The organism is Methylocaldum marinum (assembly GCF_003584645.1).
In the GTDB taxonomy this organism is placed as follows: Bacteria; Pseudomonadota; Gammaproteobacteria; order Methylococcales; family Methylococcaceae; genus Methylocaldum; species Methylocaldum marinum.
Genome location: NZ_AP017928.1, coordinates 38,629 through 62,125 on the forward strand (window position 1 = coordinate 38,629; position 23,497 = coordinate 62,125).

Annotated in this window: 25 protein-coding genes and 1 tRNA gene; 13 read left to right on the plus strand and 13 right to left on the minus strand. The window is 60.8% G+C overall.

Annotated features, from left to right (window positions below):
• Positions 1-64: 64 nt before the first annotated feature.
• From sS8_RS00225 to sS8_RS00235, 3 genes are all read right to left on the minus strand, one after another.
• Positions 65-1,000 (minus strand): hypothetical protein, encoded by a 936-nt coding sequence (locus tag sS8_RS00225; protein WP_119627881.1) that lies wholly within the window; start codon positions 998-1,000, stop codon positions 65-67.
• Positions 1,001-1,228: 228 nt separating this feature from the next.
• Positions 1,229-2,353, minus strand: coding sequence for a cytochrome-c peroxidase (locus tag sS8_RS00230; protein ID WP_119627882.1), 1,125 nt, complete (start codon positions 2,351-2,353; stop codon positions 1,229-1,231).
• Entirely contained in the window at positions 2,350-2,604 is a 255-nt protein-coding gene (locus sS8_RS00235; RefSeq protein ID WP_408631159.1) for a DsrE/DsrF/TusD sulfur relay family protein, read from the minus strand. The genes sS8_RS00230 and sS8_RS00235 overlap by 4 nt, the downstream gene beginning before the upstream one ends.
• Before the next feature lie 141 nt (positions 2,605-2,745).
• Here sS8_RS00235 and sS8_RS00240 point away from each other — a divergent pair, with 141 nt between their 5' ends.
• On the plus strand, positions 2,746-2,928 hold the full coding sequence (locus sS8_RS00240; RefSeq protein ID WP_119627883.1) for a hypothetical protein: 183 nt from the start codon (positions 2,746-2,748) through the stop codon (positions 2,926-2,928).
• Between the two features lie 61 nt (positions 2,929-2,989).
• Here sS8_RS00240 and maiA read toward each other — a convergent pair whose 3' ends face one another.
• Genes maiA through hppD form a run of 4 tightly spaced genes read right to left on the minus strand, consistent with a single transcriptional unit; the run spans position 2,990 to position 6,787 of the window.
• Positions 2,990-3,643, minus strand: coding sequence for a maleylacetoacetate isomerase (maiA, locus tag sS8_RS00245; RefSeq protein ID WP_232020466.1), 654 nt, complete (start codon positions 3,641-3,643; stop codon positions 2,990-2,992).
• Complete coding sequence (locus tag sS8_RS00250) at positions 3,634-4,611, minus strand: fumarylacetoacetate hydrolase family protein (protein ID WP_119627884.1); 978 nt, start codon at positions 4,609-4,611, stop codon at positions 3,634-3,636. Before sS8_RS00250 ends, maiA begins: the two co-directional genes overlap by 10 nt.
• 2 nt (positions 4,612-4,613) lie before the next feature.
• The gene (locus sS8_RS00255) at positions 4,614-5,732 is read right to left on the minus strand and encodes a homogentisate 1,2-dioxygenase (protein ID WP_119627885.1); all 1,119 of its coding nucleotides are present in this window, start codon (positions 5,730-5,732) and stop codon (positions 4,614-4,616) included.
• Complete coding sequence (hppD, locus tag sS8_RS00260; RefSeq protein WP_119627886.1) at positions 5,732-6,787, minus strand: 4-hydroxyphenylpyruvate dioxygenase; 1,056 nt, start codon at positions 6,785-6,787, stop codon at positions 5,732-5,734. The genes sS8_RS00255 and hppD overlap by 1 nt, the downstream gene beginning before the upstream one ends.
• Before the next feature lie 269 nt (positions 6,788-7,056).
• Between hppD and hemP the strand changes: the two genes are divergently transcribed.
• The 8 genes from hemP to sS8_RS00300 all read left to right on the plus strand — a co-directional run bounded on the left by hemP (position 7,057) and on the right by sS8_RS00300 (position 14,000).
• Entirely contained in the window at positions 7,057-7,245 is a 189-nt protein-coding gene (gene hemP / locus sS8_RS00265) for a hemin uptake protein HemP (protein ID WP_119627887.1), read from the plus strand.
• A gap of 214 nt (positions 7,246-7,459) precedes the next feature.
• On the plus strand, positions 7,460-8,227 hold the full coding sequence (locus sS8_RS00270) for an energy transducer TonB (RefSeq protein WP_119627888.1): 768 nt from the start codon (positions 7,460-7,462) through the stop codon (positions 8,225-8,227).
• Positions 8,228-8,231: 4 nt separating this feature from the next.
• Complete coding sequence (locus tag sS8_RS00275) at positions 8,232-8,978, plus strand: MotA/TolQ/ExbB proton channel family protein (protein WP_119627889.1); 747 nt, start codon at positions 8,232-8,234, stop codon at positions 8,976-8,978.
• Positions 8,978-9,406, plus strand: coding sequence for an ExbD/TolR family protein (locus tag sS8_RS00280; RefSeq protein ID WP_119627890.1), 429 nt, complete (start codon positions 8,978-8,980; stop codon positions 9,404-9,406). Before sS8_RS00275 ends, sS8_RS00280 begins: the two co-directional genes overlap by 1 nt.
• A gap of 82 nt (positions 9,407-9,488) precedes the next feature.
• Complete coding sequence (locus tag sS8_RS00285; RefSeq protein ID WP_119627891.1) at positions 9,489-11,636, plus strand: TonB-dependent receptor; 2,148 nt, start codon at positions 9,489-9,491, stop codon at positions 11,634-11,636.
• A gap of 63 nt (positions 11,637-11,699) precedes the next feature.
• Positions 11,700-12,335: a PepSY-associated TM helix domain-containing protein gene (locus sS8_RS00290; protein ID WP_119627892.1), complete on the plus strand. Its 636-nt coding sequence runs from the start codon at positions 11,700-11,702 to the stop codon at positions 12,333-12,335.
• A 158-nt stretch (positions 12,336-12,493) separates the two neighbouring features.
• Complete coding sequence (locus tag sS8_RS00295; protein ID WP_119627893.1) at positions 12,494-13,645, plus strand: baeRF3 domain-containing protein; 1,152 nt, start codon at positions 12,494-12,496, stop codon at positions 13,643-13,645.
• A 40-nt stretch (positions 13,646-13,685) separates the two neighbouring features.
• Positions 13,686-14,000 carry an HPF/RaiA family ribosome-associated protein gene (locus tag sS8_RS00300; protein WP_119627894.1) on the plus strand — a complete coding sequence of 105 codons (315 nt, stop codon included), beginning with the start codon at positions 13,686-13,688 and terminating at the stop codon, positions 13,998-14,000.
• Positions 14,001-14,099: 99 nt separating this feature from the next.
• On the opposite strand, the gene sS8_RS00305 is transcribed toward sS8_RS00300, so the two are convergent.
• Both sS8_RS00305 and sS8_RS00310 read right to left on the minus strand, forming a co-directional pair.
• Positions 14,100-15,308 (minus strand): glycosyltransferase, encoded by a 1,209-nt coding sequence (locus sS8_RS00305; protein ID WP_119627895.1) that lies wholly within the window; start codon positions 15,306-15,308, stop codon positions 14,100-14,102.
• A 28-nt stretch (positions 15,309-15,336) separates the two neighbouring features.
• Positions 15,337-16,158 carry a hypothetical protein gene (locus sS8_RS00310; RefSeq protein ID WP_119627896.1) on the minus strand — a complete coding sequence of 274 codons (822 nt, stop codon included), beginning with the start codon at positions 16,156-16,158 and terminating at the stop codon, positions 15,337-15,339.
• Positions 16,159-16,677: 519 nt separating this feature from the next.
• Here sS8_RS00310 and sS8_RS00320 point away from each other — a divergent pair.
• Complete coding sequence (locus tag sS8_RS00320; RefSeq protein ID WP_119627898.1) at positions 16,678-17,640, plus strand: cation diffusion facilitator family transporter; 963 nt, start codon at positions 16,678-16,680, stop codon at positions 17,638-17,640.
• 102 nt (positions 17,641-17,742) lie between these two features.
• Positions 17,743-17,819 (plus strand) — tRNA-Pro (locus sS8_RS00325).
• Positions 17,820-18,184: 365 nt separating this feature from the next.
• Here sS8_RS00325 and sS8_RS00330 read toward each other — a convergent pair.
• Complete coding sequence (locus sS8_RS00330; RefSeq protein WP_119627899.1) at positions 18,185-18,445, minus strand: hypothetical protein; 261 nt, start codon at positions 18,443-18,445, stop codon at positions 18,185-18,187.
• Between the two features lie 454 nt (positions 18,446-18,899).
• Between sS8_RS00330 and sS8_RS00335 the strand changes: the two genes are divergently transcribed.
• Positions 18,900-19,208, plus strand: a complete 309-nt coding sequence (locus sS8_RS00335) for a DUF6794 domain-containing protein (protein ID WP_119627900.1) — start codon at positions 18,900-18,902, stop codon at positions 19,206-19,208.
• A 37-nt stretch (positions 19,209-19,245) separates the two neighbouring features.
• Here sS8_RS00335 and sS8_RS00340 read toward each other — a convergent pair whose 3' ends face one another.
• The 3 genes from sS8_RS00340 to sS8_RS00350 all read right to left on the minus strand — a co-directional run bounded on the left by sS8_RS00340 (position 19,246) and on the right by sS8_RS00350 (position 21,165).
• Entirely contained in the window at positions 19,246-20,187 is a 942-nt protein-coding gene (locus sS8_RS00340) for an NAD-dependent epimerase/dehydratase family protein (RefSeq protein WP_119627901.1), read from the minus strand.
• A 202-nt stretch (positions 20,188-20,389) separates the two neighbouring features.
• Positions 20,390-20,626 carry a hypothetical protein gene (locus sS8_RS00345; protein WP_119627902.1) on the minus strand — a complete coding sequence of 79 codons (237 nt, stop codon included), beginning with the start codon at positions 20,624-20,626 and terminating at the stop codon, positions 20,390-20,392.
• The gene (locus sS8_RS00350; protein WP_119627903.1) at positions 20,623-21,165 is read right to left on the minus strand and encodes a hypothetical protein; all 543 of its coding nucleotides are present in this window, start codon (positions 21,163-21,165) and stop codon (positions 20,623-20,625) included. Before sS8_RS00350 ends, sS8_RS00345 begins: the two co-directional genes overlap by 4 nt.
• A 415-nt stretch (positions 21,166-21,580) precedes the next feature.
• On the opposite strand from sS8_RS00350, the gene sS8_RS00355 reads away from it, so the two are divergent.
• Positions 21,581-23,221, plus strand: a complete 1,641-nt coding sequence (locus sS8_RS00355) for a reprolysin-like metallopeptidase (RefSeq protein WP_119627904.1) — start codon at positions 21,581-21,583, stop codon at positions 23,219-23,221.
• Positions 23,222-23,497: the final 276 nt, after the last annotated feature.

Sequence of the window (23,497 nt, forward strand, 5' to 3'; positions counted from 1 at the left end):
AGCGTGCCCATCTTCCCGGCTGATGGGCACGGCCTGTCGGCCTTTGCCCATCCTACGCGGCTGATTACGCCACTCTTGCCAAGGCCCGCCGCTGTTCGTCCAGGCCATCCCAGAAGACCGCCACGCCGTCGAGCATCTCGTTGCCGTAGCGAATGAAGTCGTTCTCGTCGATGTCGCGGGTGAAATAGAGTTCTTCCAGCTCTTCCTGGGTATGCTGGGCGTGCTGGGCTTCGAGGCGGTCGTGCCAGGTGAAGAAGGCGAGCGGCAGATTCGAGCCGGTGCGCGCGTTGTAGCGGATCAAGCCGTCGATCAGCTCCCGCCAGAAGCCGGCCGCCGCCCAGTTTTCCACGGCATAGCTCGCGGCCTGGGTGATGGCATAGCGCTCGTTGCCGTAGAGCCGGATCAGTTCGTCGCAGAAATGGAGGGTGGACGGGGTGCCGTGCCTGCGGTTTCCCAGGTCCTGGAATCCGAGTCCGAGTTCCCCGGCGATTCGCAGCAGCCACTCGAAATGCGCCGCGCGGAAATGGAAGACGCCGCCTTCCACCGTGCCCTCGGTGGAGACCAGTTCGGGGTCCACCTGCTGGCCTGCATCGCGCGGGGAGGGTCGTTTCCGGCCGGCGTTGAAGACGACGCCGATTTCGTTGGCGAGAATTTCCTTGGAGGCCCGCATGCCTTCCAGGGTGTCGGCGTTGATCATCTTGTACAGCTGGGCCACCAGGAACTGGTTCGAGAACACCGAGAATTGGACGATGAACGCCCGAACCTGCTCGAAGCTCTGTTCGCCCCGCCTGAACCAGGCGGTATAGCGATTCTCGGTGATGATGCGGTGTTTCAGCAATTCGGTATCGATGCGCTGCTGGAACGCGAGAAAGCGCTGGGCTTTGTCGACCGAGTACCCGGTCCGGTTCGCCGCGAGCGCTTCCAGCGTTGGTGCAGTGAGACCCGCAAGATGATGCTCCTCGGCGTAGCGCGCAAGCTTGGAGTCGGCGACGGCTATCATAGGACCTCCTCACGAGATAAGAAGGACGATTACCTATTTGACCGCGGAGGGCGCTCCGAATTTCTGATGATGTCGCTCCATGTGGGATACAGGGGTGACCGATTTCCGTGCCGATCCGGCAGAAACCCCGTGCTCCGGGACTCTTAAAGATCCCCGCCGGCCGGTGCGCGAAGCTCGCCGACGGCATCGCGTCCGGCTCCCGGCGTTTTTCGGATCGCGGGATGTGGCTTAAGGCGTTTCGGCGAACTCGGGTTCGGCCGGGGAGAACGCTTGCGGGGCCAGCACCGGCTCGGTTGCGAAATCCTCGGGCAACTCGCCCGTCAGGCTGTTCAGGAAAGCCACGAGGTCGTCGACCTGCCGCTCGCCGAGTTCCTTGCCGAGCTGTAGCTTGGCCATGACACGCACCGCCTGCGGCAAGCTGTCCACCGATCCGTCATGGAAATACGGCGGGGTCATGGCCACGTTGCGGAGACCCGGGACCTTGAATACGTATTTGTCGTCAGGGACCTTGGTTTCCGCGAAACGCCCCTCGTCGACGGCCGGACTGCCGGTCTCCTTCCAGTAAGGCCCGAACACCCCGAATTTCCGGAACGAGGCGCCGCCCAAGGCTACGCCGCCGTGACAGGATGCGCAGCCGACCTCGATGAACGTCTTTAAGCCATTCTGCGCCTGAGGCGTCAGCGCCCGGTCATTCCCTTTGAGATAAGCGTCGAAAGGCGACGGCGTCACCAGCGTCCGTTCGTAGGCGCCGATGGCCTTGCCCCAGTGTTCGGGCTTTACCGGCTCGGCATCGTTCGGGAAGGCTTGCTTGAATTCCGCTTCGTAGCCGAGCACCTTGAGCTTTCGGATCACCGACGCGGGATCGGGGTTGCCGAAACTCGCGCGTCCGGTCAGCGCTTTCAGCGCCTGCTCCTCCACGTTCGCGCGGTCGCCGAGCCAGTGAGCCTTGAACTGGAGCGCGGCATTGAGGACGGTCGGGGCGTTGCGGGCGTTCAGGCGATGCTCGGCGCCGATCGATCTGGCCAGGGCATCGGTGCCGTACAGGGCGGGGTGATGGCAGGTCGCGCAGCTCACGGTGCCGTCCAGGGAAAGCCGGGGATCGAAAAACAGTTTGCGACCCAGTGCGACGCGCGCGGGTTCGGTCGGGAAATCCTCCGTCGCCATATCCTTGGGAAGCGGTTTGAACAGCTGCCTGGCCTTCTCCGGCAAAGATTGCTCCGCCTCCTGGGCCTGAACGGTCAGGGCGAGCAGAGCCGCTGCGGCGGCAATACGCCGCGTCCGGCGGGGTCGGGATGAAACGGAGCGGCGTTTTTCGGCCGGACCGCCGTTGCCATGCTCGAGCCGACCGGTCATAAGGTGATCACCCTGTCGCTGTCGACCACCCATTCCGCAAGTTCGGCCATGGTGGACCGTTGGGCGCCTTCGTAGTAAGGCTGGTTTTTGTGGATGCCGCAGCGCGCCATGCAGGTTCCGCAGACTTTCACGATTACACCTCTCGCAATCAATTGTTTGAGCATCATGACCAGGTCCTGATCGTAAGCTTCGGGCGCTTTGCAAGCGTCCCGCGCCATGTCGACAGCATCGTTCATCAGGAAAATGCGCACATCCTAACCGGTTTCGAGCAGTTTCCCCGCCAGCCGCAGCCCGTTCCACGTCACGTCGGTGCCGTCGTAGGGCGGTCTATTGAACATCATGAGGACCTTCATCGTCTATCCCTCCGTTCGTGATATTCACCGCGAAAGCGGTTGTTTTCCCTGGACCGATATCGCTCGTCACATCCCGGCATCGTCCGACGGGAGGGCCGCGAGTATTACCGGATCACCGACCAGGGGCGGCATGCCCTGGAAGAAGTCAAGCCCAGACTACGGGATCTGGTCGAGGAAGTGCTGGGTCATGTGGGACGTGAGGGGACCGACGCGCCCGGCTGATGCCGTACGGCCCGTGCCGTAACGACGGCGCCTGCGGGTGCCTGCCGAGCCGGAGGATCGTCTACTCGGCGTCGGCCTGCTGCTCCGGTGCTGCGTCGCGGAACGCGATGAGCGCCTGGCAGTTTTCATCGATTGCCCGAATTCTCGGAAACTCGCTCAATTCGCAGCCGAAACGGCGGGCGTTGAAGACTTGCGGTGTGAGGCAGATATCGGCGAGCGTGGGCGTGTCGCCGAAGCAGAAAAGGCCGCTGCTTTCATGGCGCGCAAGCTGCGCCTCGAACGCTTCGAAACCTTCCCTAATCCAGTGCCGAATCCAGGCGATTCGGGCCGCTTCATCCTGGCCCATTGTGTGCTCGAGATAGCGGAGGACCCGGAGGTTGTTCAAGGGATGGATGTCGCAGGCGATGATCTGGGCGAGCGCGCGGACATAAGCCCGGTCGTCGCGGCGGCGCGGCAGCAGCGGCGGTTCGGGATAGGCGTCGTTCAGATATTCGATGATCGCCAGGGATTGGGTGAACACCGTTCCCCGATCCATGAGCGCCGGTACCCGTTCCTGCGGATTGATCTCACGGTATTCGGGCCGATGCTGTTCGCCTTTTGCGAGATGCACGAACCGGGGCCGGTAAGACAGCCGCTTCAGATTCAGGGCGATGCGGACGCGGTAGGCGGCCGAACTTCGGAAATAGGTGTAAAGCTCCAGGCCCATCATGGCCATACGTCCTGCTCGATGGCGCCGAACACCGAGCGTCCGCTCCGGTCGAACATCTCGATCCGCACGGTTTCGCCGTGCTGGAGATAGGGCGTCCGGGCCTCTCCGGATTCGATCTGCTCGATGACGCGTTTTTCGGCGATGCAGGAATAACCGCGGCCGGCATCGGGATTGCTGACGGTGCCCGAACCGATGATGGTGCCGGCCGGCAGCGGGCGGGTCCTGGCGGCGTGGGCGAGCAGTTCGCGGAAGTCGAACTGCATGCCCTCACCGGCGTCGGGATGGCCGACTAGGGTTCCGCTCCGGTACGTCAGCAGCGGCAGGTGGATCTTGGCGCCGTTCCAGGCATCGCCCAGTTCATCGGGCGTCACCGCGGCCGGAGAAAACGCCGGACCCGGCTTGCCGTGCAGAAAACCGAAACCCTTGGCGAGTTCCTGAGGTATCAGGTTGCGCAGCGAGATGTCGTTGACCAGCATCACCAACTTGATATGAGGCGCTGCTTCCTCGGGCGTCACTCCCATGGGCACGTCATCGGTGATCACCGCGACTTCGGCCTCGAAATCCAGGCCCCAGCTTTCGTCGGGAAGCCGGATCGGATCCCGTGGGCCCAGGAAAGCCGCCGATCCGCCCTGGTACATCAGGGGATCGGTGTAGAGGCTAGGCGGCATGGGCGCGCCGCGTGCCTTGCGCACCCGCTCGACATGGGACAGATAGGCGCTGCCGTCCAGCCATTGATAGGCGCGGGGCAGGGGCGACGCCAGTTCGTCCGGCTTCAAGGGAAGCGCATCGAGCTCGCGCTGAATGAGGGCGCGGTAAGTGGTTTCCAGCGCGGGAGCCGCATCGTCCCAGTTCTCCAGCACCGATTGCAGGGTGGCGAAGCCGGACTCCAGGGCAGGGAATGCCGAGCTCAGATCCCGGTCGACGATCGCCAGCGTGCCGTCGCGGCTTGCGGATTTCAGCGAAGCGAGTTTCATGGCTATTTCCAGGAATCCACGTAACCTTCCCACTCGACCCCACGCGGCAGGTCGGCGATTTCGAGCGCGTCGCGGGCGTCGATCATCACCGCGACCTCGTCGGTTTCGGTGCGAGCCCGGGTCTTGGCCGCCTCCACCGCTTTGGGATGAGGGCCGTGAGTGATTCCCGCCGGGTGCAGGGTCATCATGCCCGGATGGATATTATCGCGGGAGAAGAAATGGCCGCGGTGATAGAAGATGACCTCGTCGTAATCGTCGTTGTTGTGATAGAAGGGCACCCGCAGGGCGCCCGGATCGCTTTCCAGCGGTCGCGGACAGAAGGTGCACACGACGAAGCGCTCGCTGGCGAAGGTGGTATGGGCCGAAGGCGGGAGATGGTAGCGATGGCTCATCAGCGGGCGGATATCGCGCCAATTGAGCCGAACCGGCATCAGCGTGCCCTGCCAGCCGACGGCGTCCAGCGGATTGAAGGGATAGGTCACGGCGCTGAGCCGATCCCGCCGCTTGACCAGTACCCGCCAGGTCCGGTCCGACTGCTGGGCGAGAAAGGCATCGTCAATCCTGGGCGTGTCCAGGACCGCCGGATCGAACACCGCGTGAGCCCCGACGATGCCTTTTTCGGGCAGCCGATAAGTGCTGTTAGAGGCTTCGATCAGGAGAAAAACGCCCATCCCGGAGGTTTCGATACGCCACAAGGTGCCCCGCGGAATCACCAGATAATCGCCTTCGGAAAAGGCGAGGTGGCCGTAGTCGCAATAAAGATGTCCGGAGCCTTCGTGGACGAAAAGCAGTTCGTCGCCGTCTCCGTTCCGAACCAGATGGTCCATGGCGGAATAGGTATGCCAGCACCGGATCTTGACGTGCAGATTGCCCAGCATCGGCGTGGCGTCCCAGGGCGAGACGCTGGTTCCGGTGAGCTGGTTGGTATCGAACGCGCGCGGGCGGAGCGGACCCTCGATGTTGATCCACCCGGTCGGCGGATGGCGGTGGAGCATCTGCGTGGAAGGGCCGTAGAAGCCTTCCCGCCCCAATTCCCGTTCGTAAGTGCCCTCGGGCAGATCGGTGTGAGCCTGGCGTGCCGCGACGCCCTCGACCTTGGGAAACGAGATCCAGCGGACCATCAGATTACCCCGCGTTTCATCTGATCGACTTCGATCGCCTCGAACAGCGCCTGGAAATTACCTTCGCCGAATCCTTCGTTGCCCTTGCGTTGGATGATTTCGAAGAAAATCGGCCCGATCACGGTTTCGGTGAAGATTTGCAGGAGCAGTCCGACGGTCCGGCCCGGCAGGCCGTCGATAAGAATCCGGTTTCGCCGCAGCCGTTCGATATTTGCGCCGTGGCCTGGAATGCGCGAGTCCAGCCGGTCGTAATAGCCGTCGGGCACGTCCATGAAGCGGACGCCGCTGTCGCGGAGCCGTTCGACGGTGGTGAAAATGTCGTCTGTGGCCAGCGCGACGTGCTGTATGCCTTCACCGTGATAGAGGTCGAGATATTCCTGAATCTGCGACTTCGGATCGGACGGCTCGTTGACCGGGATGCGGATCTGGCCGCAGGGACTCGCCATGGCCCGCGATTTCAGGCCGGTCGCCTTGCCGTGGATGTCGAAATAGCGGATTTCCCTGAAACCGAAGATGCGCTCGTAGAATTCCGCCCATTCGTCCATATGGCCTTTGCGCACGTTATGGGTCAAATGGTCGATGCGGGTCAGGCCGACCCCGAAAGGCTTCGCCGGTTCGTTTTCGATGGGAACGAAGTCGACATCGTAGATCGAATGCTCGCCATAACGGTCCACCAGATAAATCAGGCTCCGTCCGATTCCGCGGATGGCCGGGATATTGAGTTCCATGGGACCGGCCTCGCTGGCGGACGGTCTCGCGCCCAGTTCGAGCGCCCGCCGGAAGGCCCAGGCGGCATTCTCGACCCGGATCGCGAATGCGCAGATCGAAGGTCCGTGCCGTTCGGCAAAGCGTTGCGCGAAACTCCCCGGTTCATGATTGATGATGAAATTGATCTCGCCCTGCCGGTACAGCACCACATCCTTGGAGCGGTGCCGGCCCACGGCCCTGAAGCCCATCTGTTCGAAAAGTCTCGCCAGGGCCTGGGTGTCGGGGGCGGTATATTCGATGAATTCGAATCCATCGGTCCTTATCGGGGGGATGTCTTCGCGTGTCATGTCGGATACCCCGGTAGCGGAGTTTTTGGGTTCTTTGATCCGTATGACCTCGAGGGGCGGGTAAAGATTCCCATGGGCCGACGGGGTCGGGATGGCTACCTGGGAGAATCGGGTCCCGGAGGACGGTACACGCGGGTCCCTTGCACTGTCGCTCGGCAGGAAAAGGAGAGTTCAAGGTATGTTGTTGTCAATACAAATGATAATGGCTATCATTTGCAACACAGGGGGGTGTAGGCCCCGCGGCTGACAGACACGAAGGGGGAAAACGTATGAGCCCGAGCGACCGAGTCCAAAACGATCACCCGCATCGTCGGGGGGATTCAGGGTCCGTTCATTCAAGGCGCAGAGTCACGAGCGTCGAGCTGTTGGGCTCCGCCCGTGAAATCGTGATCGAACACGGCGGAGACGAATACCGTTTGCGCATTACCAGTAACGATAAGCTCATCCTGACGAAGTAGTTTCCGTTTGCACCCGCGAGGGTGCAGGGGTGAGTGAGAAGCGTCCGGAGTATACACGGAGTGGACTATGAGACCCGCAGCTTGGAGACGCCGCCGGCAGGCCGTGCCGTAGATTCTCGCACGCCCGCTTAACCAGCCAGCCATCCAGCCTCACGGCATAGGTAGCCAGCCAGTCAGATTGGTTCAGTTACACTTTTGTTGGTGAGGCAGCATCATGTGGGCAGCCGCTTTTCCGCCGAGTCGACGTTCGACCGGCGTCTTGAGAGTCGATCGATATTGGGGAATCCGCACCGCGGGCATGCTGGGAGCCGTGATGGTCCATGCCGCGGTGCTTCCGATGCTGATCAAGGAGGAGTCCATGCCGGCGGTGCAGAGTCCGTCAATGGCGCCGGTCATGGTCGACCTGATCTCCGTGGCAGATCCGCAACCCGAAGCGCCCCAGGCGATACAGAAACCGGCGGAGCCGGTCAAGCCCAAGATCGAATCGCCCAAACCCAAGCCCAAACCGAAACCCAAGAAGGCGAGCCCGCCAGCCAAGCCTTCGCCGATCCTGTCCACGCCCGGCGAATCCGCCGTACGGCAAGCGACCGCCGAATCGACACCGTCGCCACGTCAAACCCCGGCCGAAGCTGCGCCTGCCTCGGCCCCGCCGGCATCCGCCGCAGCTGCGACGGCCTTATCGCCGGCACCGGCTCCGGTCGCTCCGCCACGCTTCAACGCGGCTTATCTGCGCAATCCGGCACCGGTCTATCCGGTCGGTTCCCTCCGCCGAAAAGAGCAGGGAAAAGTCGTGCTTCGGGTTCTGGTGGATGCCGGCGGCAGCGCCGAAACGGTGAAGCTCCAGACCTCCAGCGGATACGAGCGGCTCGACGCCGCCGCCCTCGAAACCGTCAAACAGTGGAAATTCGTTCCCGCCCGTCAGGGAGAGAAGTCCGTGCCGGCGTGGGTGTTGGTCCCGATTTCATTCTCACTCGAAGGATAATCCTATGGAAACGACAGAAACCCTGGGCTTGACCCATTTCCTCGCGCAAAGCGATACGGTCGGCAAGGCGATCTTCGCGATCATGGTCGGCATGTCGGTCGCGAGCTGGTATTTCATCGTGGCAAAAAGCTTGCAAGCAATGATCGCGCGTCGCCGGACGGCCCGCTTTCTGGAGTCCTTCTGGAACGCCTCTTCCCTGCATGCCGTGGAATTGCAATTGGAAGAGCACCACCCGGGCGAGCCGTTTTCCCATCTCGCCTATCATGCGCTGGTGTCGTCCCGGCATCATGCTCGCCATGGCGCGGGACGGCTGAACGAAGCCGGTTCGGCGGCGGAGTTCCTGACGCGTTCCATGCGCCGGGTCATCGACGAAGAAACCGCATCCCTCGAGTGGGGGCTGACCGTGCTCGCATCCATCGGCAGCACGGCGCCGTTCATCGGTCTGTTCGGCACGGTCTGGGGCGTTTACCACGCCCTGGTCAACATCGGCATGAGCGGGCAGGGGAGTCTCGATCAGATCGCGGGTCCCGTGGGCGAAGCCTTGATCATGACCGGTGCCGGGCTGGCCGTGGCCATACCCGCGGTCTTGGCCTACAACGCTTTCGCCCGTTCCAATCGACTGCTGCTGGCGAAGCTCGACGCCTTCGCCCATGACCTGTTCGCCTTCCTGACGACCGGTGCGCATTGGGTCGGGACCGAAGCCGATACCCGAAGCGGCGCGGTCGGCCAAGCTGTTGCGGGAGGTGCGTGATGGCGTTCGGAAGTTTCAGCCAGGGGCAGGGCGGCATGCGTCCTTCGGCCGAGATCAACATGGTCCCTCTGATCGACATCATGCTGGTCTTACTGGTCATTTTCATGATCACGACCCCCTTGCTCACCCACAACGTCAAGATCGATCTGCCGAAAGCGGCCAGCCAGCCGAGCGCGGACCGGGACGAGCACATCGATTTGGCGATCGACGGCACCGGACAACTCTTCTGGAACAACGAAGCGATCGACCGGGCAGGGATGCGCGAGCGCTTCGCGGCGGCGGCACAGCAGCAGCCTCAGCCCGAGGTTCACCTCCGCGCGGACAAGGCCACCGCCTACCAGACCATCGCCGAGGTGCTCGCCGCCTCGGCCAATGCCGGCGTGACGCGCATCGGTTTCGTCTCCGATCCGAACGAAGCCTTGCCGTGAATCCACAAGTCAGCCACCCAGCCATTTCCTGCCAGGTAGCCAGCCATATGAACGTTATCCAGTTACCTAGGGGAAAACATCCATGGTTAATAAGAATAAATACCGGCCTAAATCCGCGGCGTTGGCCGGAACGCCACTCGCGCTTGCCCTGGCGTGCCCGACGAACGGCGCCATTGCGGCGGACGAAGATGTCACCACGCTCGACCAGGTCAAAGTGGTCGGCGCGGTCGAGCAGGCGGACGGCGACACGAAAGGTTACCAGTCCAAACGCACCCGAACGGCGACCAAAACCGAAACGCCGTTGATCGACGTGCCGCAGTCGATCACCGTCGTCACGCAGGAGCTGATCAAGGACCAGAACATGCAGAGCATCGCCGACACGGTCCGCTACGTGCCCGGCGTCGTCATGTCTCAAGGCGAGGGGAACCGGGATGCGGTGATTTTCCGCGGCAACGCGACGACCGGCGATATGTATGTCGACGGCATGCGCGACGACGTCCAGTATTTCCGGGACCTTTACAACATCGATCGCGTGGAGGTGCTGAAAGGTCCCAATGCGATGATCTTCGGCCGCGGCGCCGCCGGCGGCCTGATCAACCGGGTGACCAAGGTCGCGAACTGGGAGAATCCCCGTGAGGCGAGCTTTCAGGTCGGGTCCTGGGATAAGTTTCGTTTGACCGGGGATTTCGGTCAGGCCATCAACGAAAATTTCGCGGTTCGCCTCACCAGCCTATGGGAGAGCTCCCGCAGCTACCGCGAGGGCTTCCATGCCGAGCGCTGGGGTGTCAACCCGACGGTCGCCTGGCGTCTGGGCGATCGCACCCAAGTGACCTTCGGTTACGAGCATTACGAGGACGACCGTGTCGCGGACCGCGGCATTTCCTCGTTCTCGGGGCGCCCGGTCGATACCGATGTTTCCACGTTCTTCGGCGATCCGAGGCGGAGTCCGACCTGGTCCAGGGTCGACGCGTTCAATGCCATGATCGATCACGACTTCGGGAACGGCATCAAATTCCGCAACCGCACCCGCTACGCGATCTACGACAAGTTCTACCGAAACATCTTCCCGGGGGCGGTCAATGCCACGGGCGACGGGGTTTCGATCGTGGCTTACAACAATGCGACCCAGCGTGACAATTTCTTCAACCAGACCGATCTGACATTCGAGTTCGAGACCGGGCCTTTCAAGCACACGGTCTTGACCGGCGCCGAGTTCGGACATCAGGAAACGGACAACTTCCGCCAGACCGGCTATTTCACGGCGGCAGGTCCCAATGCGACAGCGGTCACGGTTCCCCTGGCGAATCCGAGATATAGCGGCCCCGTGAACTTCAGGCAGAGCGCCACGGATGCGGACAACCACGGTCTTGCGACCATCGCCGCCAGTTATTTCCAGGATCAGATCGAGATCACCAAACACTGGCAGCTGGTGGCGGGGCTGCGCTACGACAATTTCGAGGTTGATTTTCGCAACAAGCGCAACGGCCAAACCTTTTACTCCAACGATGATCTGTGGTCGCCGCGCGGGGGCCTGATCTTCAAACCGATCGATTCGCTCTCCATCTATGCCAGCTACAGCATGGCCTATGTACCGCGAGCGGGCGATCAGCTGGCTTCGCTGTCGTTGAACAATGCGTCGCTGAAACCGGAAGAATTCCGAAATTATGAAGTCGGCGCGAAGTGGGACATCTTTCCAGACCTGTCGGCGACCCTGGCCTTCTACCAGCTCGATCGCCTCAACACCGTGGCCACCGATCCCAATAATCCGGGGGTGTCGTTCCTGGTCGATGGCCAGCGTACTCGCGGCATAGAGCTGGGACTGAGCGGCAACATCACGGATCAGTGGCGCGTCATCGGCGGATACGCCTATCAGGATGCCGAAATCACCGAAAGCTTGTCGGCCAACGCTCCGAAAGGCAACAAGGTGGCGCAGGTGCCGGAACATACCTTCTCGCTCTGGAACCGTTACGACATCACGCCGCATTGGGGCGTCGGTCTGGGCGCGGTCTATCGCAGCGAAATGTACGCCGCCACCGATAATCGTGTCAGGTTGCCGGGCTTTCTCCGCTTCGACGGCGCCGTTTATTACACGGTCAACGACAACGTCCAGGTTCAGGTCAATGTCGAAAACCTGTTCGATAAGGAATACTACGCTTCGGCGCACAGCAACAACAATATCATGCCTGGCTCGCCGATCGTCGCGACGGCTGCGCTGCGAGTGAGATTCTGATGAAGCCCACCGAGTCCGGCTTTTCGACTCCCCCCGCCCCGCGCCAAACCCTCGGGCGGCTATTTGTTCCTCCCGAGGCGCCTGGCGCGCGGCGCATTCCTCAAATGGCTGCGCCGCACACACGCCTGGATCGGGCTGTGGGGTGTATCGCTGGGGTTTTTGTTCGGCACCACGGGTATCCTGCTCAATCACCACGAGAAGCTGAAAATTCCCGCCACCAGGATGGAGCAGAGCGAGATCCAACTGCCGCTGCTGGAGCCGCGTCCCGCCAATCCCAAGGCCTTGGCGCAATGGCTGGCGGAAGTGCTGCACTTCGCATCCGACCAAGCGAGGATCCGGCAGGAGCCCGGCAAGACCGTCATCTGGAACGGCGTGGAAGTACGGCAGCCGGCGCGCTGGCAGATCGCTGTGCGTGCACCGCAGCGCTTCCTGCAAGCGGACTATTGGGAAGGTAACGCTTTCGTCGCCGTCAAGCTCGGCGAAGCGAACTTCTTCGCCTTACTCAACAACCTGCACCGTGGCGCGGGATTAAGTGTCGGCTGGATTCTGCCGGCGGACACGCTGGCCGGGGGACTGATCGTGCTCAGCCTGACCGGCGTGCTCCTGTGGACCCGGCTGCACGGCCGCCGGCTCGCCGCTGCCGGACTCGCCCTCGCCTCGCTCGGTCTGGGTCTCTGGTTTGTCTGGCAGGCCATGTAGAGCGAGACGGGGCAAGGCCGCGCCCACACGAACATCGGGATTCAGCGCGGCGGAAGGCGGGCGGCTGAAAGCAGGGGAACGATTGGCCGACGTTTTTGGTCATTGATACTTGTTCATCTTAAGTATCTTCAGGACTTATGCCTTGCCCCGGAGGCTTTATGGATTCATCGGCACATGATTACCCCGCCGGGCTCTTCTTCGACGTTCAAGAGACCCCGTGCCTCTCGCTGTACGAGCCGACTCACCGCTCCCATCCGGATAATCAGCAAGACCCGATCCGGTTCCGGAACCTGGTGAAAGCGCTGGAAGACTCGCTGCGGCGGACCTATCCGGAAGAAAAGATTCGCGCGCTCATCGAGCCTTTTCGAAATCTAGCCGCCGATCGCGGCTTCTGGAATCACACACTGGACGGACTGGCCGTACTGGCCGCACCCGGCCTGTTCCTAGCCTATAGGCTGCAGCGGCCGGTTCCGGAGCTGGCGGTGGTGGCCGACAGCTTCCACACCAAACCACTGCTGCGCATCCTCCAGTCGGCCGACCGCTACCAGGTGCTCGGATTGAGCCGCAAGGAAATCAAGCTGTTCGAGGGAAACCGGGATGCCCTGGACGAGATCGAACTGGCCGATGAAGTCCCGCGCACCATCACCGAAGCGTTGGGCGAAGAGTTGACCGAGCCGCACCTGACCGTCTCGACTTATGGCTCCGGCCCCGCCGGTCCGGCGATGCACCATGGCCAGGGCGGGAGAAAGGACGAGGTGGACCTTGATGCGGAGCGTTTCTTTCGCGCCGTCGACCGCGCCGTGCTGGAACATCATTCGCGGCCCTCGGGCTTGCCTTTGGTGCTCGCGGCGCTGCCGGAACACCATCATCTCTTCCGCCGGGTGAGTCATAACCCATTCCTGCTGGAGGAAGGCATCGATGTCCATCCGGACACGGTGTCCGCCGACGAACTGAGGGAGCGCGCGTGGCGGGCGGTCGAGCCTTATTATCTGGAAAGACTGGACGCACTGGTGGAGGCATTCGGCGCGGCGAAGGCAAAAGGGTTCGGTGCCGACGATCCGGCCCAGGTCGCCGAGGCGGCCGTGGCGGGGCGGGTTACGACCTTGCTGATCGACGCCGGCTGCGAAATTCCCGGGAGAATTGATTCCACGACCGGCCAGGTCGCACTCGACGACCTGGACCATCCCGAGGTCGATGATCTGCTCGACGACCTCGCGGAGTGGGTCATGAGGACCGGCGGTCAGGTGGTGGTCGTTCCTTCCGAACGGATGCCGACCGAGACCGGGGTTGCGGCGATTTATCGCTATTGAGACGGCTATTCCCGGATAGCCCGGACAAAAGGACGCGCGCATGCAGATTCAGTTCAACACCGACAGCTACATCGAAGGCCGCGACGAACTCGCCCGTTGGGTCGAGAACTCGGTAGCGGCGTTTTTAGGGCGTTTCGGCGAAAGGGTCACCCGGGTGGAAGCTCATCTCAGTGACATCAACGCTCACAAGATCGGTCAGGACGACATACGTTGCCTGCTCGAGGCTCGCCCTGCGGGCCTAAAGCCGGTAGCGGTCAGTCACCGCGCCGACAGCGTCGAGCAGGCGGTCAACGGGGCCGCGGAAAAGCTGAAGAGAGCGCTGGATTCCACCTTCAGCCGACTGGAAAATCGCTAGCGAATGGCATTCACGCAGGCGTATCCAGCGAAGGATCCGCGCGGACGTCTGTTTTGAGAATCGGCCTGCCTCCGCGAGACGGTCGCAGGTTTGCCGCTTTCACCTTGCCGACCTTCCGCCGTGGCTTTCCGGGGCGAGTCGGGCCTCGGTGTCCAGCCGATAACGCCGCCCACGCCAGTCGACCTCGCGGACGGTGAAAACCCGCGCATAGATCAAAGGGGCGACGAGCCAAAGTGCAAGGGCGACCCACGAGTATTTGAGAGGCAGACGGGCGCCCCCCATGCGATGGTGCAGCTCGTTCATCATGAGGGCGATGGATCCCGGAATGAGTCCGGCGAGCACGGCCGCGAAGACCCGGCCATCCGCGGCGGCCGGCAAAGCGAGGATCAGTCCGGTCCAGAATGCAGTCCCGATCAGCCAATGATGCAACTTGAAGGAGCGAGCGGGCAGGCCCGATCTCGAAAAGGCGATCCAGCGGACCAGGACGGGCAGGAATTCACCGATCGATGCGCCCTGCTGAACGACGGCCACCGGATGCGGAGACATCCTGTTGCGATAGCCGCGTTCGTACAAGCGCAGCCCTAGGAACATGTCGTCGACCAATTGGCCTTCGGCGGTTTCGAGTCCGCCTATTGCCGCGACCGCCTCGCGCTTGAACACCATGAATTCTCCCATGATGAAAGGGAGTTCGCCGCCGAATCGATCTGCGGTGGCGATGGCAGTCGGCTCGTAGAGCCCGTTGATCATCAGCGCATAGCCGACGTCTCCGATAGTGATTGGCGGTTCGGTAGCCACCACGGGAGCGAACGCCACGCCCGCCCGATCGGACGCGAGCAAGGTTTCCACCAGAATCTTCAGAGCGTCACGATCCTGGCGCACGTCGGAGTCGACGAAGGCGATCAGCTCGTTGTGCGCCTCTCTGAAGCCGGCAATCATGGCATTGAGCTTGCCGGTGCGGCGGGCCGGAGGCGGACCGCAAAGAATAATGCCTGCATCGACGGTCTGTCCGGCTCGCTTCCGCTTGGCAAGCGCTTTTTCGACCAAGGGAAGCGCCGGCTCGCGCGCGTCGTCGAAAACGAAGAGCGTTTCGACCTCTCCCGGATAACCATGATCGAGCGCTGCGCGAATATTTTCTTCGATGCCGGTGTCGAGTCCCTTGATCGGACGCACCACACTGAGCGACGGATAGCGTTCCAGGGTAGGGGGAGGAGGCCGTCTGCCGACGGCCAGCCGCTGCCATCGGTAAGCACGCCAGATCCAGTACAGCCATGCTGCGCTCAAGAGTACCGACCAAAAATGGGGAATCATGATTTCTCTCCCACCTGTTCGCTGTCGTCTATCGCCAGAATGTGAGATCTTGCGCCTGATAGCCGGAGGGTACCCGCGGACTTTCGTCGGGCGATATCGAGTCGGTTATTCGGTTCAGAGCCATAACGGTGGGATGTTTGCCGGATAAGTCGACCATTTCGACCGGCACGCCAGCCAGGTCGCTGAATTGGATCGGCGGAACGGAGATGCCGAACTGGCTGGCAAAGCCTTGTGCTTTCGCGGCGAGCCGTTGAGTGAAAGAGAGCAGCGAGCGAATCGTCGCGTAATCATCGGCAGACAATTGCATCGAAGACGGATTCGCAAGGCACAGTTCCGCCAGTTTTGTGGACCCTTGCAGCACCTCCAGCTGTTCGCAGTTGATCCCGGCGACTTGCTTGGCCCGCCCGGTTTTGACGAGGCGCGAGTCATTCACTGGATTGTCGGCGGAACCAATGTGGTCTATCGAAATTCCCCCCAGCATTTCTTCCCATTTGGCACGCTGCTTGGGCGGCAGCTTTCTGAGTTGATCACCGAAGCCTTGGAGCAGCGGCTGTATATCCTGTGCTTGACGAGCCATCCGATCGATCTGTTGCTCGGTTATGGGCGTAAAACGCCGCTTTTTATGGTCGATCAACACCAGCCGTTCATCTGCGCGCTGATAGAAAATGTCGAGATTGCGATCGCCGCCGGCTCCCTTGACCATGATCTGCCCGTCTTTGATGACGATCGGCTGAACTGCCGTCTTCTGGCCTTCTTCGACATTGAATTCGATAGTGCTGTCCGCATTGACGGGTGCCAGCCAGGTCAGATTGGCGGCGAAGACTAAACGGAAAAGTTTTCGATGTTGCATACGCAGATTCCGGAGGAGCTAGTTTGCTGTTTAAACAGGCGGATCAAATTCACCGCGAGGGTCGAAAAATGAAAATTCAGGTTTTGCCTGAATGCAGCAAGAAAAGAGTGGATGTCTTACCCGGGTAAGGGTGACCGGACAGAAGGCATTTTGACATGCGTAATCGACTTGCGACAATCGGCAGGGTAATTTTAGGATTGCATCAAACTTCAGCAAGTTCCAAAGGATAGATGATCACATGTTTAGAAAATTCAAAAAATTCGCCATGTACGTCTTTGGCGGATACCCGGAAGACGGGAGTCGTTGCCGTCGATTACCGCGCTTTCTTCAATTCGGTCCCCCGCTTTTTGATCGAGGCTTTTTCGTTCTTCCTGCGGGGCCGCGGCGCAAACCGATTGCGGCGCGAAACAGCGCCATCGGCCGCGACTACGAAGGACTGTCCTTATCGCCTGTCGGCCGTACCGCTCTAAGCGGCGCGCTGCCCCAGCGCGCATCCGCACTTAAATTGTAGGTCAGACCGTGGCGGGCGGACACACGCATGACCATGCCGAGGCGATCGGCAGCCGAGCAAAATTCCGGCTCGGGCTCTCGGCCGTTCTAACGATCGCGTTCGTCATCTTCGAAGTCTTCGCTGGACTGATTGCGAACAGCTTGGCGCTCTTGACCGATGCGGCACACAACCTGACGGATGTTCTCGCCCTGGTGCTTTCGTGGTACGCGTTGCATCTGGCCGAACAGCCGCCCCATGCGGGCAAGACCTTCGGCTATCACCGGGTCGGAATTCTCGTGGCCCTGATCAATTCCACGACCCTAGCCTTGATTTCCGCCGGCATATTTTATGAAGCGTACGAGCGTTTCGTATCGCCGCCGCCTGTCGTCGCCGACATCCTGATCGCCGTCGGCGCCGCGGCTTTCGTCGTCAATGTCGTAACGGCTTGGTTGGTGAGCCACGGTGCGGAGCATGACTTAAACATCCGGAGCGCCTTTATTCATCTGCTGGGCGATGTGTTTTCGACGGCCGGAGCGGTTGTCGCGGGAATCGGAATCTGGTTTACAGGTTTCTACTGGCTTGATCCTTTGGCCAGTGTGCTGATTGGTATGCTCATTCTCTGGAACGCCTGGGTGATTTTGCGAGAAACGATCGACATCTTGTTGGAAAGTACGCCTCGCGACATCGAGATGAGTTCCATGGTGCGGGATCTTCTTCAGGTCGAAGGCGTGAAAGGCGTCCACGATCTTCATGTGTGGAGCATCTCGAAAAGCTTCCGCTTTCTTTCGGCGCATGTCGTTATCGACGACGTTCTAATCAGCCAGGCAGTGCTGATACAACATGAAATCAAGGAGATGATCCGAAGCCACTACGGCATCGGACATTGCACCCTGCAATTGGAATGCGAAGGCTGCGATCCGGATTCGTTGTACTGTGATATCAATCACTATGGCCGCCACGAGCATGCCGAACACCATCATGCCTCGAGATGAACGTACCGAGTAAGGTAATCCGGCGCTTCGAAACCGAGTGTCGGAGGGGGGATTCTAGAATTTTGCTTAGAATTCCGAAACGCGGTATCATTGTCGCCTTCACGGGGCGTAGCGCAGTCTGGTAGCGCACCTGTATGGGGTGCAGGTGGTCGGAGGTTCAAATCCTCTCGCCCCGACCAATAAAGACAAAGGCTTATCGAGTGGATCGGTAAGCCTTTTTTCGTTTGGGTGAACTGCTAGGTGAACGCAACTGGCATCCATCCAACGCCGGATAACCAGCCGTGCTGCAATAGCAGATTCGATAGACTTGCGTATGGCAATCTAACGAAGAACATCTGCATTGCGAATGCATTTCTGCTTTCTGAGCGTCCGATTTACCATCGGGCTCTTTGTGTCCGCCAACAAAAAACCCGACCAAGTTCCCCCGGCCGGGTCAGTTTGCCTTTCAACACATAAAGAGTAGTGCGACTTTCAGCTTAGTCCGGAATCGGAGAAATACAAGTCGCCGCCAAACGCCAAACATGCGCCGATAAGCTTCTTCCGGCTATATCCGATCGGGCGGCGGCAAATTTTGCCGGATCTTCGGAAAAGGCTTAATCCCTGTCCACCAGCCCTCGGCGGAGATGGCCCTCGGACGGCCGGCACGGCTGGGCTTCGGAGCCAATTGGCCGGTTTCGATGAAGAACTTCTTAAGCACGTGAACGGTGTTCGGGCTGACCCGGAACAGCGTGGCCGTCTCGCGCACGCTGTGCGTCAGGGCGTAGCTGAACATCCGGGTTCTCAGATCGAGTGAATAAGCTTTCATGGCACGACTCCAAGGCAATATTTACCCTTCGACCTCAAGTAATTGCAAACATGTGAATTTGCTGTATGAATGTTGCCCACTCGGCTAGTGAAATCGATAACGGCAGAGTGTAGCGTATGATTCGCGAAGGGTTCGTTTGCTGCGAGGCGGGACGCGGGGCAGTCTCCAGGAGCGATGGGGTAGGGTGATTTCCCGAAACTTTTTCGCGTAGGAAAAATACAATGAATGTTCCAGTTAACGAGCGAGTGTCGGTCGGCGTAACGCTTCGGAGGCATGGAAGTCGCCTGCGGCGGTCTGACGCAGCGAAAAGGCACTAGAAAAAATGGTTGATCTTCGCCGAACACGGACTCGATTCCCGAGACAAGCCGGGCTTATCCACAGAAGCTGTGGATAAGTTTGTGGCTAGCCCGTCGATAAGCCCGATTTTCCTAGTCTTCCGTTCCTTGCAAACAAAATGAACAATCCATTACAACCACGTGATTCACGCTTCAACCCGGAAAATTTGCCCCGGACTCTCGAAGAAGCCGTAGAACGGTTGCTGCTTATGCTGAACGAGTCCGAGAAATACAAGATCGCCGCCGCGTCCAGCGCGGACGCGATCAATTTCGAATTTAGTCTCGGTGCATATATTCGCAAGGTTTGCGGACTTTGGCGCGGCAACAAGGCGCTCATGGCGTCTTGCGGTGCACTCAATCCGGAGGATGCATCGATCGCCATCATTCACGCGCTGTGGGCCAGGTTGCAGCAGCAAACGATGTCATAGCGAACTTATCGCCGCTCGATGATTCACCAACCCATGCCTAGTCCGTGTTTCCGAGCGTGGCGAGCGCGTCCGCATAGGTCGTCGCAGGTATCGGCCCGAGTTCGGCGCGGGCCCGATCGACGCGATAACGCCGCGGCAGGGCAAGAAATTCCACCTCGAATCGCGTCACCGGCGGCCGCCCCGGCAGCCGCAGCGTGCGCCAGACCGTTTCTGCCGCACCCGCGAACGGATAGATCAGTTTTGACGGCAGCGAAAGTTTCGGAGCAGGCAGGCCGTAAGCATTCAGCACGCCGCCGAAAAATTCGGCGGCCGGCATCGGTTCGGCGTTGGTGACGAGATAGATGCCACGATCGACACCGCGCGTCAGAGACGCGGCCAGGACATGGGTTACGGTATCCACGTGTACATGCTCGAATGGTTGCCGGCCGCCGTCGAAGAGAGGTAGCTTGCCGGCGCGGGCACGGTCGACGATGGCCTCGAGTTGAGCCGAGCCGGCGCCCCAGATGAAAGTAGGGCGCAACACGATTCTTTCGATCGGCCCGGTGTGGTCGAAAACCGCCTTTTCGGCGAGTTGCTTGGAGCGGCCGTAATCGGAGCTGGGCCGTGCCGGCAGCGGCGCGGTTTCGTCGATATCGAGCAGCGGGGCGCCGGCCTGCAGTACCGATTCGGAGCTGACGAAAATGAATCGCTTCACGCCGGCGCGGTCCGCCGCAGCGATGAGGTCTTCCGTAGCCCGAACGTTGATTTTGTAAAAATCTTCCCAGCGGCGCCACGTGTCGACGATCGCCGCGAGGTGGATTACGGCGTCGCAGCCGGCCAGCCGTCCTGCCCAGGCGGATACGTCCTCGAGCCGGCCGGCTACCTCATCCGGCGTTCGCGCCTCGCGGACCAGTGCGTGCACCTGGTGTCCTTCGCTGCGAAGCCGCTCCACCAGGCGTCGACCAACAAACCCCGTGGAACCGGTGACGAGAACGCGCATGGAAAATCTCCTGTTAAAGTTGGACGGTCAGTATAGCAATGGGGAGGATGCGCGGTTCCGGGGAGGGTAGCGCTTCTCCGGAAACGGAATACGGTCGTTGGAATCGAGATTCCCTGCAGCCAGTTCCCAACAAAGCGCGCTCTTTGCGGACGAATCGAAGCTTCGGTTGTAGATTCAAACCGGTAACGGCCTTGCGACATCTTCAGTACCGCGTCATCTGGGCCGGCCTTGCATCTCCGGCGGTGGCAGCAGTGACGGTATAGGACCCGGTCTCCGGTGGCTCGGTGTAGGCGCGCACGACGAGCGGCTGCAGTGTGGGGGCGAGGTATTTGAGTACCTGTACCGGTAGGGCGCTGGTAAAGCGAAAATGTGCGGCGGCAGATCCCGTGTATACGCCCTTGACCCGTATCGCCGTGCCTTGCTCGACGACGTCGATCAAGGCGCTGCGCGCTGCCGCCGCAACCTCCGGCGCATTACTCGTCGGCCTTGCGCTTCTTTCAGGTGCATCAGCGTCTCATAAGGCGTCTCCGCAACGAAGTGAAATGTGGCGAAGCGCTCAGGGAAGTACTTCTCGTAAAGGTCTGCGACAGCTTCGGCGGAAAGTCCCTGGGCCGCCCGCTGTTCCGTGAGATAGTCCCGAAACGCAGCAAGGTCGCGATGGGGATAGACCGAACGGTATATGGTGGCCAAGCGTTTCGGGAAGGATCGTATTCTTCCGGCCAGGAGGTCCATGGCTTCTTGCGGGGTTTTGTTCCGGTACTTTGCATAAAAACGCCGCAGATACGCTTTGCCCTCTTGGTCGGCGAAATGCTTCAGATACTGCCGGCGTGTCCCGCTGTCCTCCGCGTCCATCCAAAGTGCCGCGCCTTCGGGCTTGTAGCGATGATGGTAGACGACGTCCCGCATGAGCCGGATAAAGACCAGCTTGACCGATTCCTGCCTGAAAGCTCGGAAGGGCCGTATATCCCAGCCGCTCATCGTATGGGCCGGTGCTCGGATAGCGGATGTCGCGGCTAGCTCCGGGCTCGACCCGGAAGTACAACTGTTCGCCGATCGAGGAGAAATAGCGCGCCCGGTATTCCGATGTCTTCATTACCCGGGCGGTATAAACACCGCCTAGCGGCAGCATTGCTCCGGCCGTGCTCCAGACAGTGATCCTGAACGGTGCGCCGCCGAGTTGGCTCATTTAAGCTAAACGTCCCCGTGCCGTCTGAAAAATGTGCATCAATAATAGACCTAAACCGATATCAATTCCTCAAGCGCAATTTGAGAGCATCCTGCGGCGAACCACATGGGCGGAGTATGAGGAAATCGGCTGGCCTATTGCCTGCGCTTCCGCGAGTTTGTAGCATCGAACCCTCGTTTTCCATGAATCCGATGGTTAGGAGGGGCCATGAGATCGCCGCTCGCGTTGTTCATACTGGCTATAGGGATAGGCGTCGTTCCGCTCCCCACGATATCGGCCGAGTCCGATGGGCCTCACATCGTTCCGATGGCGGTCGAGAGCTCGACCGGAAAACCCGGCATATTGACCATCGACTCGGAAGGATTCCATCTTGCGGCGCGGGACGTTGGGCTGGATGTGCTTCTGCGCGAATTGGCGCGGAACGGCGGGATCGAGTTCGATCGCCCGGAGGACTTGAAAGATTACCCGGTCACGGTCAAGGCGGATGCGGCCGATTGGGCATCGATCGTTCGGGCCGCTTTGCAGGGTTTCAATCACGTCGACCGCTTGAACCGGGCAGGCGCGATCGAACATGTCGTCATCACCGGGCTCAACGGCGACGGAACCGCGCCGGACTCGACCACAGGTCTTGGCGACGACGGCGACAAAGATGCAAGGCCGAGCACCGTTTCTCCCGACCTCGCCCAATTACCGCGGAACGCCGTTCGACCGATTCGCCTCGACCGGGCCAAGCTGGCGGCGATGAAGCCGGGCGAGGAACTGCCCTTAAGTCTGCCGAGCGGACATTATGCCCTGGTCCACGACAACCGCTATACACATGAAAACGGCGATTTTACCTGGGTCGGCTATCTCAAGGAGGACGGCCAGGCCTTTCGTGCGGTGATGACCTTCGGCAAGAACGGCGCCGTGGGGCAGATTTCCACGCCGGAAGCGGTCTACTTGATCGAACCGAACAACGGCCGACAATGGTTGATCGACATCCGGGCGGCTGGGCTGAGCCAGGCTCCGCACCATGGGCAGGCGCCGGTTCCATCGGAAACGGCTGCGCCACTTGGCGAAAGCGGCAAGCCCAAAGGGCAAGGAACCGCCGCGGAGGCAGACAGAACTTCGGAGGGGCTGACGGCGAACGCGCAACTCGACGCTTCGACGCCGACGACCATCGATCTGCTGGTTCTCTACACGTCCAGAGTCGCTTCGGGCAAGGCGGCAAGCCGCATCAATCATTTGATCGCGCTGGCCAATCAAGCCTTCGTCGACAGCCGGGTCGCGATCAGCTTGCGTCTCATGAAAGCCGTGCGGGTCGAATATCCCGAGGCTAACGACAACGGCACGGCGCTGCGCGATCTGACGTTTGCCCGGCGCGCTCTTGGGAAAGTCGACGCCTGGAGGAAGGAATACGGTGCCGATCTGGTGACCCTGATTCGACCGTTCAACCACGCGGCCCACGAGGGCTGCGGCACCGCCTGGCTGAACGGCGCCGATGGAAGCCCGCTGTCGTCGAGCCGCGCCTTTTCGGTTGTCAACGATGGCCGCAGCGGTTCGTATTACTGCTCGGACTACGCGCTTGCGCATGAACTCGCGCACAACATGGGAAGCGCGCATGATCGTTCCAATGCCGGCGCCGGAGGCGTCCTGCCTTATTCTTACGGATACGGCACTCCGGGATCGTTCGGTACGATCATGAGTTACACCCATCCCCGGCTGGGGCTTTTCTCAAATCCCAAGGTTTCCTTATGCAAGGGCGCGCCCTGCGGGCTGGATGCGGAGAGTCCCGCAGCGGCGGACAATGCGCTCTCGCTCAATGCGGTGCGGTCGATCGTGGCGGATTTCCGTCAGGCCGTCCGCTAAGTACATTCCATAAAGCCGTGGCGTCGGGAAAGGATTCCCGACCTACAGGGTGCACGATCGTAGGTCGGCAATCCCTTGCCGACGCAGACGCTCGATCGGGCCGTGGCGTCGGGAAAGGATTCCCGACCTACAGGGTGCACGGTCGTAGGTCGGCAATCCCTTGCCGACGCAGACGCTCGGTCGGGCCGCGGCGTCGGGAAAGGATTCCCGACCTTGTATTATGAATTCCGTGTGGTTCGGAAGGGGTTGGAGAAGACTCCCGACCGGTCACCCCAG

Bases quoted from the DNA above. Each gene is read 5' to 3' on its own strand.
- sS8_RS00225 (WP_119627881.1), bottom strand. From the start codon at position 1,000: ATGATAGCCGTCGCCGACTCCAAGCTTGCGCGCTACGCCGAGGAGCAT.
- sS8_RS00230 (WP_119627882.1), bottom strand. From the start codon at position 2,353: ATGACCGGTCGGCTCGAGCATGGCAACGGCGGTCCGGCCGAAAAACGC.
- maiA (WP_232020466.1), bottom strand. From the start codon at position 3,643: ATGGCCATGATGGGCCTGGAGCTTTACACCTATTTCCGAAGTTCGGCC.
- sS8_RS00250 (WP_119627884.1), bottom strand. From the start codon at position 4,611: ATGAAACTCGCTTCGCTGAAATCCGCAAGCCGCGACGGCACGCTGGCG.
- sS8_RS00255 (WP_119627885.1), bottom strand. From the start codon at position 5,732: ATGGTCCGCTGGATCTCGTTTCCCAAGGTCGAGGGCGTCGCGGCACGC.
- hppD (WP_119627886.1), bottom strand. From the start codon at position 6,787: ATGACACGCGAAGACATCCCCCCGATAAGGACCGATGGATTCGAATTC.
- hemP (WP_119627887.1), top strand. From the start codon at position 7,057: ATGAGCCCGAGCGACCGAGTCCAAAACGATCACCCGCATCGTCGGGGG.
- sS8_RS00270 (WP_119627888.1), top strand. From the start codon at position 7,460: ATGTGGGCAGCCGCTTTTCCGCCGAGTCGACGTTCGACCGGCGTCTTG.
- sS8_RS00275 (WP_119627889.1), top strand. From the start codon at position 8,232: ATGGAAACGACAGAAACCCTGGGCTTGACCCATTTCCTCGCGCAAAGC.
- sS8_RS00280 (WP_119627890.1), top strand. From the start codon at position 8,978: ATGGCGTTCGGAAGTTTCAGCCAGGGGCAGGGCGGCATGCGTCCTTCG.
- sS8_RS00285 (WP_119627891.1), top strand. From the start codon at position 9,489: ATGGTTAATAAGAATAAATACCGGCCTAAATCCGCGGCGTTGGCCGGA.
- sS8_RS00295 (WP_119627893.1), top strand. From the start codon at position 12,494: ATGGATTCATCGGCACATGATTACCCCGCCGGGCTCTTCTTCGACGTT.
- sS8_RS00300 (WP_119627894.1), top strand. From the start codon at position 13,686: ATGCAGATTCAGTTCAACACCGACAGCTACATCGAAGGCCGCGACGAA.
- sS8_RS00305 (WP_119627895.1), bottom strand. From the start codon at position 15,308: ATGATTCCCCATTTTTGGTCGGTACTCTTGAGCGCAGCATGGCTGTAC.
- sS8_RS00310 (WP_119627896.1), bottom strand. From the start codon at position 16,158: ATGCAACATCGAAAACTTTTCCGTTTAGTCTTCGCCGCCAATCTGACC.
- sS8_RS00330 (WP_119627899.1), bottom strand. From the start codon at position 18,445: ATGAAAGCTTATTCACTCGATCTGAGAACCCGGATGTTCAGCTACGCC.
- sS8_RS00335 (WP_119627900.1), top strand. From the start codon at position 18,900: ATGAACAATCCATTACAACCACGTGATTCACGCTTCAACCCGGAAAAT.
- sS8_RS00340 (WP_119627901.1), bottom strand. From the start codon at position 20,187: ATGCGCGTTCTCGTCACCGGTTCCACGGGGTTTGTTGGTCGACGCCTG.
- sS8_RS00350 (WP_119627903.1), bottom strand. From the start codon at position 21,165: ATGAGCGGCTGGGATATACGGCCCTTCCGAGCTTTCAGGCAGGAATCG.
- sS8_RS00355 (WP_119627904.1), top strand. From the start codon at position 21,581: ATGAGATCGCCGCTCGCGTTGTTCATACTGGCTATAGGGATAGGCGTC.